Origin of the sequence: Actinoplanes sp. NPDC051494 (assembly GCF_044454705.1) — a bacterium.
In the GTDB taxonomy this organism is placed as follows: domain Bacteria; phylum Actinomycetota; class Actinomycetes; order Mycobacteriales; family Micromonosporaceae; genus Actinoplanes.
On record NZ_JBITDZ010000016.1, the window covers coordinates 129,648 to 140,217 of the forward strand.

Below are 10,570 nucleotides of genomic sequence, written 5' to 3' on the forward strand. Positions count from 1 at the left end.
TCCAGGAGAAGGTCCTCGCCGATGTGGTGCGGTCGTTGGGTGATGAGCACCGGGACACGCTGAGCGTCCGGGCCAACCTCGCCGCCTGGCGGGAGCAGGTTAGGCGCTGACTGACTTGGGTGTGGTTTTGAGGTACACCCCCCACCACAGTCCCGTGCCGTGTCGAAGCGTCAGATTAGGGTCCGGGGCTGCGTTTCTTGATGCGGTGTCCTACGAGATCTCAGGTCTCAGTCTGACGCTGCTCGAGGGGAGCGAGCTCGTCAGGCGGTGACTTTCGTGTCGAGACGTACAACCGCCGCGGCGGCGAGTCGCAGCCGGTCGCTGTAGATGCGGTACGCCTTGCGGTCGGGGGAGGAGGCGTTGTCGGTGTCGAGCGGGGCCACTGCGGCGAGTAGTGCCTGGTGGGTGTCTGGCAGTGCGGTGACGTGCAGGCTGTAGCCCTGGCCGCGGCGTACGGTCCGGCCTCGGCGTAGTGCTTGGCGTTCGGCCTCGCTGAGGTCGGCGTTGTCGAGGAGGCGGCTGGCGATTTTGCCGGGGATTTCGACCCGGATGGCCTGTGGTGCGGTCTCGGCGGGGACGGGTTGTTCGGGTTGGTTGGGGAGCAGGTCGGCGATGGCGGTGCGGATCGCGCCGCGGCTGACGCAGTGCTCGCGGGCCAGGGCGGCGATGCTGGCTCCGTCGTCGCGGTAGGCCTGGCGGATCTGCTCGGTCACGCCGAGCTGGGTGTGGCGGGGACGCCGGCCGGAGGTCTTGCCGCTGGCCCAGGCGGCGGCCAGGCCGTCGCGGGTGAGTTCGTTCTGCAGGTCGCGCTGGAACTGCCCGACCGAGACCACGATGTTGACCAGCATGGTGGTGGTCGCGTCGGTGGCGGCCAGGTCGGCGATGTTGGACAGCGCGCCGGACAGCACGCGTAGTTTCACCTGGTGCTGGTGGCACCAGGTGCGTAGCGTGAGGATGTCGGCGAGGTCGCGGCACAGCCGGTAGAGCTCGGAGACGGTGAGCCGGTCGCCGGGCCGGGCGTAGCGGGCCAGTTCCCGGAAACCGGGGCGCTCGAGCGCGGGGATCTTCGAGGAGGTCGCCGGGTCGCTGAACAGCCGCACCCCGGGGGTGCCGGTGGTGAGGCCGGCTTCACCCAGGAGGTGGGTGTGGCGTTGGGTGCTCTGTTCGTCGGTCGAGACTCGGGTGTAGACCAGATCTGCCATGGCCCGCCTGTCTGTTTGATCCGTTCATTGAGCCTTTTTCATCGTGACGGTGCAGGTCACGGCAGGGGCAGAGCCCGGTGTCGACATAGGACGAGGCTCCCGGTAAGACAGCAATCGACCAAGATCAGATGCCCCAACCGGGAGCCTCGCTGTGCTGTCTTACCCTGCCGCGATTCCGTTGTCCACTCGCAGCCTGAACCACCTCGCCGGCCTCATCCGAGCCCACCGCAGCCAGCGCCGGTCCCGATGGCTACGCCTCGACCCCGGCCGGCAAGCCCTGCTCGCCCTGGCCCACCTGCGTAACGGCGACACCCTGACCCGCCTGGCCTGCGGTTTCGAAATCGGCGTGACGACCGCCTGGCGCTACGTCCGCGAGGCCATCGACCTGCTTGCCACCACCGCCGACGACCTCGAAACGGCGATGGCCAGGATCCGGCTGCTCGCCTACGTGATCCTCGACGGCACCCTGATCCCGATCGATCGGGTCGCCGACCAGAAGCCCTACTACTCCGGAAAACACCGCCGCCACGGCGTGAACGTGCAGGTCATAGCCGACGCGGCAGGCCGGCTCATCTGGGCATCAGCAGCATTGCCCGGCGCCGTCCACGACCTGACCGCCGCCCGCACCCACGCCATCATCGACGCCCTGACCAGCGCGAACGTGATGACCTTCGCCGACAAGGCCTACCAAGGTGCCCGCGGCAGCATCCGCACCCCGTTCAAACGGCACCGCTACCGGCCGAAACTGTCCGCCTGGCAGAAGAAGGTCAACCGGGCTCACGCCCGGATCCGCGCCATCGGCGAACGCGCCAACGCCACCCTCAAGACCTGGAAGGTCCTGACGAAACTCCGCTGCAGCCCACACCGAGCAACCCCGATCGTCCAGGCCATCCTCGTCCTGCACCACGTCGAGAACCCGGCCTACTCAGGATGAAAAAGGCTCATTGTCGACACCTATGGGTTTACCTGTCAGCAAACCCTGTCGTCAAGCCGGATTAGATCGGATTGGATCGGCGGGCTGATTTTCCGAGGTTTTAGCCGGTCCAATGGACCGGATCAGAAGCATGTCGGCAAAGGATCCTTTGATGACAGAATCGGATCGTCTCGGCGGGGTAGCAATGGCCGCATCCGGCTGGCTCCGCCACGTCCCGACGTCCGGGTGATAGGCGGAACTCTCACCTAACGACAAGGCGCGCATTCGGACCGGCGAAGGGCTGGACGGGCATCCGTCCGGCGTTGCCCTCTGTGTCCCGCGAAAGGCTTATCCCCCGATGCGCCGAAACCTGAAACACGATGATCCTTATCGGCCATGTAGCAACCAGCTATATAGCAACCAGTTGGCCGGCGCCGATGGTTTCGCCTTCCTGGTGCTCGTGCTCTCCTTGGCCCCGGCATAGCTTCTAGCCCAGAAACAGCGGCAACGCTGGTCAACCGCGTTATGAAGGCTTGCAATGGTCTCGTAATTCGCGGCGAGTCGGCCGCTCTCCTCCAGGGCTTGATAGGGGTTCGGCACACCCCGCTACCGCGTGGGTGCCGGCACTGGCGGGGCCAGGATCGTCGGCAGCTCCGTCTGCGCGTCAGCCATCGCGGCATCCAGCTGACCCTGGCTCAGGTTGATCGCGTTGCGCAGGTCCGCGCCACGCAGGTCCGCGTCGCGTAGGTCCGCGACAGTGAGATCCTGTACCGCGAGAACGGAATGGCCGACGAGATCGTCGAGGACAGCGAGATCACGAAGCGGTACCGCATCCGCTTCAAACAGCTTTAGAACCTCTCGACAAATGAAGCTGACACAATCGGGCGTGTCGAAGAGCGCATCAAGGAACTGGAGAAAAAATCACCAGCAACAAAGTAACCCGCGATGCACCAATGGTGGCGCAGCGCATGTCATCCGGAGAAAAAATGGCTACCGCCGAGACGCCCGCGTGGCGTCACATATCTATACAGGCGGTAGTGCCACTGAGCTGCAGGAATCTAGATATGACGTTGTGGTGGGCAGGGGTCGGGACCCTCCACTTGTCTGTAGTGGTTAGTAGGCTGACCCGGTGCCTCCTGAAAGGACCGGAGGGCGGTGACAACTTCGAAGGGTCGCCGGCCGTTTCGTGGCGAACGCCACGACCGGTAGCCCTGTCTGGAGGTGCCCCATGGCGGTAGACAACAGCGAGGGGAACGACAAGCGCAAGTGGTGGCAGAGGCCCGAGATGCTGTCCGGCATCGCGGCTCTGATCACGGCGATCGCGACCCTCGCAGGAGTGTTCACCGGAAATGGGAGTGGCCCCTTCTAGCCAGGCCAGCCAGAAGGAGCCACAAGACGAGGTAGCAGCTCGGTCCCCAAAGGTTCGCAGCCGGGAGGGGACCGGGTTACCTCAAATCGCTTCCAAGACTGCCAAAGTGCAAGTCACCCTGACTTGGCATTCTCGTACCCGAGACTATCGTGGAGTACCGATAGTTTGTATCCCCGGGTCTCCCTCTTTGGCTCCGGTGTAACCCGTGTCGGCCCCGAGACACCCCGCGTAGCCTGGTTCGCGCACCGTCACCACGGTCATCGAGGGTAAGCCGGCGGAGCCGGTGCGGCAGCCGATCGCCGCGACCACCACCCAGCTTGACCGCCTCGGCGATCGTCCCGGCCCGGGCGACCGGTTAACCGACGGCCGGGTAGGCCGTCAGTGAGTTCTCCTGTGCGGCCGCTGCCACGCCGGCGTAGCTGCTGACGGCGACGGGGGCCAGGCCGGGGGAGGGCTCGCGGTCCACGCCGGTTTTCGCGTCGAGGACCACCGGCTTGCCGCCGGCGGTGCCGTAGACCGCGCCGTGCCAGACGGCGGTGACTCTCGGGGCGGTACGGCCGGTGGCGGGCAGTTGCCAGAGCTGGTTGCCGCTGGTGGCGTCCAGGGCGAACACCAGCGAGGCGCCCAGGGTGCAGACGGTGACCACGGCTTGGTCGTAACGGCAGTCCAGCCCGGAGGAGTAGGCGCCGGTGGCCCGGTCGGTGAGCTTGCCGTCGCCGGTGACCCGGGCGTAGAGCCGCTCAACGCCGTCCTGCTCGGCGAGCAGGACCGCATACTCCGGGCCGGCCGCGGCCAGCTCGGCGTTGCGGACGGTGGCCGCCGACCAGCGGCGGGTGCCGTCGGCCACGCCCACGCCGATGACCTTCTGCTGCAAGGCCGTGTCGGGGGCGGTGAGCCCGATAACGGTGTCGTCGAGGACGGTGGCCGCCTGCAGGGCGGTGTTGCGCCACAGCACCGAGCCGGTGGTGAGGTCGACGCCGACGGTGACCTGCTTGCCGACGGTCAGCACGAGGGTGTTGGCCTGGGCGCCGACGATGGTGACGTACTCCCCGGCGACCGCGGTGAAGTCACCCTCGCCCTCGGCCGGGGTGGCAGACACGTTCAGCTCGGCGAGCTTTTCGCCGGTGCCCGCGTCGGCAATCAGTAGTTGCACGGCCTGCTGGGCGGCGGTGGTGCCCGAGGCCGGGATTTGTACCGCGTACGGGATCACCACGGCGGGTTTGCCGGCGCGCTGCACCAGCATCGGGATGTGCCCGACAGGCTTGCCGAGCCCACCGGGGTGCTGCACCGGCGGATGGGTGGGTGAGAGGGTGGCCGGGGCCTTGCCGGTGAGCAGGTCCGTGACGGTGGTGCCGGTCTCGCCGGCGACGAACGCCGTCTGGTTGTAGAGCAGCACGTCCTGGTCGCGGCCCTCACCCACGGGCTGCCCGGTCGGGCCGAACCGCATCGGCGGGTCGAAGCTCTGCCGGGTGGGCGCGGCCGCGGACGACGCCGGTGCCGGGGTGGGCGTGGTTGGTGTCGGTGCCGGGTCGGAGGTGCACCCGGCGGCCAGGGCCGCCACCGTCAGCAGTGCACCCGCGGTCAGCCGTCGATCCGGCACATGCGCCCCCTTGAGAGTCGTCTGGGTCGATGAAGCGTTGCGCAGCGTAGCAACGATCCGGTGCTGTGCGGGTCCGGTCAGGACGTGCGGATCTCGAAGTCAGGGAGCTGGGTTAGGACCGTACAGGTCGCGGAACATCGGCTCCACGGCCGTCGGGGCGTCCGTACTGTCGAGGTTCGGATTGTTGCTGTCGGCGGGGTCCGGCTCGACTGGCGGCGATTCGGCCGGTAGCCGGCCGGTCATCTGGTGGAGCAGGGTGGCCATGTCGGGGACCGCCGTGGAACCGGCCGGGGTGCCGGGGTGGGGTTCACTGGGTGTGCCGGTGCTTCCGGGGTCGACGGCCGGTTCGGCCGGGTCGGGCACCAGGGTCCAGTCGGCCTTGCGGTCGGGATCGGAATGGGCGATCGAGGCGCGGATCTGCTCGGCGTACGGTCCGGCTTGCCAGGGGGTGGTGCGGGCCAGGACCGGCCGGGCGCCGGAGCTGTAGACGACCATCCGCCCTCGGGGCAGCGCGTGCAGCGCGGCGACGTCGAGGATCCGCTTGCGGCGCGTGGAGCACGACACGCTGTCGGCGGTCCACCCGCCGGATCGAGGGCTGGTCGAGCGCACGGTGACCTCGTGCTCGCCGATGATCTTGATCAGCTCCTCGAGGAAGTCGGGATCGGCGGCACCACCGCCGTAGGTGCGTACGTTGGCCGCGGACCAGAGTTTGCGCATCACCTCGCGGCTCCAGACGTCAACGCCCTGGGCGTAGGACTGCAGGATGGTGATGATCGGCAGGCCCATCGAGCGGTAGAACGAGTACAGGGCGGGCAGTTGCCGCAGCCGGCAGATGTTGGCCGCCTCATCTAGCACCGACAGCAGCGGCGGGTCCAGGCGCCGTCCGCGGGAGTCGCGGGCCCGGGCCTCCCCGGCGCGCAGGACCGCGTCGGTGAGCGCGGCGACCAGCGGCGCCGGTGAGCCGGGACCACCTTGCGAGAGCAGGTACAGGGTGCCGGCGCCGGCGACGAAGTCGGCGGGGGAGAACGCCTCGATGCCGGGGACGGTCGGGACGGTCACCCAGGCGGACACGGCCGGTTCGGTCAGGCAGGACAGGGCGCGCTCGGCACCGCCGTAGATGCCACCGCGGGTCTTGTCCGGCAGGTTGATGACGCCCTCGACGGTGCCATGCACCTTCGCGGTGGCGATCCAGTCAGGGCGGCTCGGTAGGTCAGGCGGTCCCTGATCGCGTCCGCCAGGGCGCCATGCGCGTCACTGTCTTGGACTCCGCCCCGGTGGGCGGGGGTCGATCGCGTCGCCTGTGGATAACCTTCGACCGGTTGGACATTGCCGGCCGTCGGCAAGCCACCACCGTCTCGGTAAGACGAGATAGGTGGAACCTTGGGTCAGGCCCGTGATGGGTGGCCGTCGAGAAGCTCGTCGAGCTGTTGTCCGGCCTCGCTGGTCAGCCGTGCCTTCTCGTCGGCGTCGAGCTGGTCGTAGTGCGTCGAGAAGCGCTCGAAGGCTGAGCCGACTGCCTCGTCGTAAACGTCGGAGGCGACGGCGTCACGAAGGTTGACCTGACCCGACAGGACACCCTCGGCAAGCTCCCGGAGCAGGGGGTCGGATCCGTTGGCCAGGGCGGTGAGGCTGGTCCGTAGGTACTTGGCGATCCGAGGATCATCGCCGGCGATGTCGTACACGCTGTCATGCATCGGAGCTCCTCAGTTGTGGGGGCCGAGGGGAACGAGGGGATGGTGGTAGCTGCCGCCGTTGACCTCGGGGATCTGCACGGATTCCAGGCTGGCGATACCGGTCTGCGCGATACCGATGGTGGCTTGGGTGGCGGCATACACACTGCTCATGACCTTGGTGGCCTCGGCCCACATGTCAAGCATCCGGGTGACCTCGATGGCGGCGACGCCGTAGCCGACGACCGCACCGACACCGGTTTCTGCGGTGACGGTGCCGGCCGCGGCGGCGATACCGGCGATGATGGCCGCGTCGAGGAGTCCTTTGATGATGCCGGAGACCGATTCGCCGGCGTTGTACGCGCCCTCCGCGGCGAGTTCGAGCTGCTTGGCCACCACCTTCATGGGGTGTCCCATGGTGTCCAGGGTTGCGGCGATGTCGGTGAAGTGCTGGTCGGCGGCCTGGGCGGCATGGCCCTGCCATTGGGTGCGGAGCGAGATGGCACCGCCTTGCACGTTGTAGCCGAGGTCGAAACTGGCGTCCGCGGCGTTACCGAGTGCTTTGCCGGCTTTGGCGAGGGCCTGCCAGTCGCCGAGGAAGAAGTTGGTGGCTTCACCGAGGATGTCGTAGCCGAACACCCAGTCGATGCCTTTGAGCGCCCAGTGGGAGATGCTGATGTTGTCCAGGAACGCCAGGGGATGACTCAGCTCGACATCGCCTACCGCGGTGAGCCGGCCGGAAGGATCGCGGGAGTCGGCGAACGACGGGCTGCAGACGTTGCCCGCCCACGCCTGCTCCAGTGCTGTCAGCCCGGTGCGGTCGGGGTGGTCCGGCAGGGTGGCGTCCAGGCGCACCGCAGCATTCGTGTCGGTCTGGCGGTAGTAGGCGGCGGAGTCGGTGAGCCCGTCCTGGTCGGCGTCCAGCAGTGTGCCGGCCTTGTTCAGGTTGGCCTGGGCGGCGGCGAACGCTCGGGGACCGCTTTCACCGAGGAGTTTCATCAACCCGCCGCTGGACCACGTTCCGTCCGGTGGGGGGTACTGGTGCAGGTAACCCCCGATACTGCGGGCGTCCTCGCCGGCTCGGCCGACCTGTTTCGCGTATCCGTCGAGACCTTCCGGGATCACTGTGAACGTCATGAACTGCCTTTCCCCGTTGACCTGCAGTGACGTCCCTTATCAGGACACCAGGTTTGCCACTACGACGATTTCCAGGATGCCGAGGACGGTGCAGGCCCACGCCCACCCGAGACGCTGCCGCCCGGCGATGACGTCCTTGGTCAGCTGGACGACGACGCCCAGTGCTCCGCCGGCGATGAGGAGCACGACTCCCGGTGCGGCAGCCCATGACAGGCGACCACCGATCATGAGGAAGACCAGGGCGAGCGCGAAGATGCCACCCAGAATGTTCAGCCCGGCGGCGTAGAAGCGGATGCGTCCGACGGCGTCGCTCTCCGACTCCGCCGCGAACTGGTGCCGGAGCTCGTCACGAAATGGCATTGCGTGAGCGTACAAGTATCTGACCTGCGCCGCTGCCCCGTGAGCGGCGCGCTAAGAGCTGCAGGGGTGCGCCGCGTGGCCTGATGACCTCCAAGGCCCGCGATCTGCCGACCGTTCACCCGTACGGCCGGCCGCACACCTGCTTCGACCGGGACACGATCATCTTCAACCGCGACTGCGTGGCCGAGCTCGTGGACTACGAGCCGCACCTGTATAGCCGGTCGACGATCTGGCCGCCGGACGCGACCGGGCCGTTGTGCAGCACCTGCCGCGGCAGTCACCCGGAATCAGCGATCGAGGCCCGTAAGCGGCATAGGTCGGCGCCACGGTTGGGAGAGGAATCTCGACACCATCAGAGGCGGTGAGGTTGGTGACCAAGTCGCCATGAGCTGTTACAGAACTCCAATGCCTCCACTTGCAGCGCACAGCCTGTGCGATTACCAGCGTTGCCCGCCTCGATAGTGGATGGATGGCGATGGATTCGACGCGTCGGCTGTAGATAACCACTCGCCCGGAATGCCGCGCGGTTACCGCACCTGTTAAAAATGGTACATTTATCGGCTCGCCCTTCTGCTCGCAGACCGGCGCATATCCCGAATGGGGAATCCGTGAATCACGCTAAGATTGGCCACCGTCGGTGGTTTGGCCTGGTAGGTGCAGTAGCGACCCTTGCAATAGTCGGGCTTACCCCCGGCGCTGCGCTTGCGGTTGTCCCCAGTGGTGTCGACCAGCCCGTCGTCAAGGGACCCAACTTCTCCTACGGGGAAGCCAGCTGGGACCAGGCGACCGACAACCTGTCATCTCTGGAAGCGCATCCTGGCGCGGCGTTCGCCAGCAATTACTGCCTGGCGACGATCTTCGACTGGAAGACCGCCGACGGTGAACACTTCGACGCGCGGATCGCGAAGACCTGCAAGTCCTCGATCCATATCGATGTCAGCAGCAACGACGCCGTTCAGAACGGCGACCCTGCAGACCACCGCTGGCTGACTGGGATGGTCAAGTTCGGCGCCTGCTACGGCCCCTCTGTCAACACCAACACTACGGCGTCCAACTGCAACGACTTCTGGTCCGCCGATCGAACCGTATGGCGAGACCAGGGGCAATGGCCCACCGATGATGCAGTTGGACCGAACGCCAATGTCCCCAACCAGTGTGCCCGCTCATGGCGCGTCGATGTCGGTGGGACATCCGTTCTTTACAACAATGGCGGTCTTTCGAACTCCTGCGCCAGCTGACCCTGTTCCTCGACTCCGGGAGACGTAAAATTTATGAAGAAGATTATGAGTTTCGGTGCGGTGCTGATCGCGGGCCTTCTTGCCAGTGGCTGCGCCAATTCGCAGGCGGCCGGTAGCCCGGCTGCGCCAGCCGATCTGGAGCAAGGGCGGGAACTGTTCGAGCAGGTCCGACTCAGCCTCTTCGGTTCAGCCGCCGACCGCCTTGCGGCCGAGAAGGTCGTAGCCGCCCGGTTCCAGGGCGCTCTCGCCACATGCATGCAGACCAAGGGGTTCACCTACCACCAGGCCCCCTCCGAACAGCAGAACGGCGGCCCGGTCAGCCCTGGAGACCTTGCCAGCATCACCGAGATCGGTGCCGGCGACTTTGGTATCGCCACGGCCAAGCTCAACCAGGCCAAGGTCGCTGACCAACTACGTGCCATGAACGCCGACCGCACGATGACCCCTGAACAAGAGGCTGCATACGGCAAGGCGCTGGGTAACTGCACTTCTGCGGCCTCCGAGGTGCAAGAGGTCGCCCTGCCGAGCCAAAGCGGTCTGACGAAAGAGCTGACCGCAATCTTCCGCGAGGTGGAGAAGATGCCCGCTGTCGCGGACGCGGGTGCCGCGTACGGGCCATGCATGAGTCAGGCCGAGGTCACCACGACGTCATACTTCGATATCTACCAGCAGGCCCTGGACAAATTCCCGCGCGCCGACATGGGTGTCACGTCCATGGAGCAGGACCCCCAGTGGGCCACGGCTGTCGCGTTCGAAAAAAAGGCCGCCACCGCTGACGCCCGGTGCCGTCAGCCAATGCAGGACCAGGCGCTCGCCGCCGCCGCAGACGACCTGCAGGCGTACGTGACCAAGAACCGCGCCAAGCTCGACGCCGCTAGCGCCGGCTGGGCCGTGTTCCGCAGCTAAACACCGACGATCTGAGGCGACCGGCCCGCCGGGCCGGTCGCCTCAGATCGTCTTCACGGGGTTCTGGCACCGGCGCAGCCGGGACTGTAAGAAAAACGGTGTAACTCCTGATCAAGGAGACGCACCTGATGACTGTCATGACGGATGCCGTGGATACTTCCGCGGTGGCGAAGAA

General features: G+C 66.6%; 10 protein-coding genes. 3 read left to right on the forward strand and 7 right to left on the reverse strand.

The features are described 5' to 3' along the window. Positions 1-260: 260 nt before the first annotated feature. On the reverse strand, positions 261-1,202 hold the full coding sequence (locus ACIA6A_RS38800; protein WP_396103108.1) for a recombinase family protein: 942 nt from the start codon (positions 1,200-1,202) through the stop codon (positions 261-263). Positions 1,203-1,353: 151 nt separating this feature from the next. On the opposite strand from ACIA6A_RS38800, the gene ACIA6A_RS38805 reads away from it, so the two are divergent. Continuing rightward, complete coding sequence (locus ACIA6A_RS38805; protein WP_396103109.1) at positions 1,354-2,136, forward strand: transposase family protein; 783 nt, start codon at positions 1,354-1,356, stop codon at positions 2,134-2,136. Positions 2,137-2,721: 585 nt separating this feature from the next. On the opposite strand, the gene ACIA6A_RS38810 is transcribed toward ACIA6A_RS38805, so the two are convergent. The 6 genes from ACIA6A_RS38810 to ACIA6A_RS38835 form a co-directional block, all read right to left on the reverse strand. Next, positions 2,722-2,982, reverse strand: coding sequence for a pentapeptide repeat-containing protein (locus ACIA6A_RS38810; RefSeq protein ID WP_396103119.1), 261 nt, complete (start codon positions 2,980-2,982; stop codon positions 2,722-2,724). 857 nt (positions 2,983-3,839) lie between these two features. Then, the gene (locus ACIA6A_RS38815) at positions 3,840-5,084 is read right to left on the reverse strand and encodes a PQQ-binding-like beta-propeller repeat protein (protein ID WP_396103110.1); all 1,245 of its coding nucleotides are present in this window, start codon (positions 5,082-5,084) and stop codon (positions 3,840-3,842) included. Positions 5,085-5,183: 99 nt separating this feature from the next. Further along, a complete protein-coding gene (locus tag ACIA6A_RS38820) occupies positions 5,184-6,257 on the reverse strand; it encodes a TraM recognition domain-containing protein (protein WP_396103111.1) in 1,074 nt (357 codons plus the stop codon). A 212-nt stretch (positions 6,258-6,469) separates the two neighbouring features. Further along, positions 6,470-6,778 carry a hypothetical protein gene (locus ACIA6A_RS38825; RefSeq protein WP_396103112.1) on the reverse strand — a complete coding sequence of 103 codons (309 nt, stop codon included), beginning with the start codon at positions 6,776-6,778 and terminating at the stop codon, positions 6,470-6,472. Positions 6,779-6,787: 9 nt separating this feature from the next. After that, entirely contained in the window at positions 6,788-7,891 is a 1,104-nt protein-coding gene (locus ACIA6A_RS38830) for a hypothetical protein (protein WP_396103113.1), read from the reverse strand. Positions 7,892-7,930: 39 nt separating this feature from the next. Beyond that, entirely contained in the window at positions 7,931-8,251 is a 321-nt protein-coding gene (locus tag ACIA6A_RS38835) for a hypothetical protein (protein ID WP_396103114.1), read from the reverse strand. A gap of 608 nt (positions 8,252-8,859) precedes the next feature. Between ACIA6A_RS38835 and ACIA6A_RS38840 the strand changes: the two genes are divergently transcribed. After that, a complete protein-coding gene (locus ACIA6A_RS38840) occupies positions 8,860-9,489 on the forward strand; it encodes a hypothetical protein (RefSeq protein WP_396103115.1) in 630 nt (209 codons plus the stop codon). Positions 9,490-9,522: 33 nt separating this feature from the next. Then, entirely contained in the window at positions 9,523-10,395 is an 873-nt protein-coding gene (locus tag ACIA6A_RS38845) for a hypothetical protein (RefSeq protein ID WP_396103116.1), read from the forward strand. Positions 10,396-10,570 lie beyond the last annotated feature (175 nt).

Excerpts from the sequence above, each read along its gene's own strand:
- ACIA6A_RS38800 (WP_396103108.1), bottom strand. The coding sequence starts at position 1,202 with ATGGCAGATCTGGTCTACACCCGAGTCTCGACCGACGAACAGAGCACC.
- ACIA6A_RS38825 (WP_396103112.1), bottom strand. The coding sequence starts at position 6,778 with ATGCATGACAGCGTGTACGACATCGCCGGCGATGATCCTCGGATCGCC.
- ACIA6A_RS38845 (WP_396103116.1), top strand. The coding sequence starts at position 9,523 with ATGAAGAAGATTATGAGTTTCGGTGCGGTGCTGATCGCGGGCCTTCTT.
- ACIA6A_RS38830 (WP_396103113.1), bottom strand. The coding sequence starts at position 7,891 with ATGACGTTCACAGTGATCCCGGAAGGTCTCGACGGATACGCGAAACAG.
- ACIA6A_RS38835 (WP_396103114.1), bottom strand. The coding sequence starts at position 8,251 with ATGCCATTTCGTGACGAGCTCCGGCACCAGTTCGCGGCGGAGTCGGAG.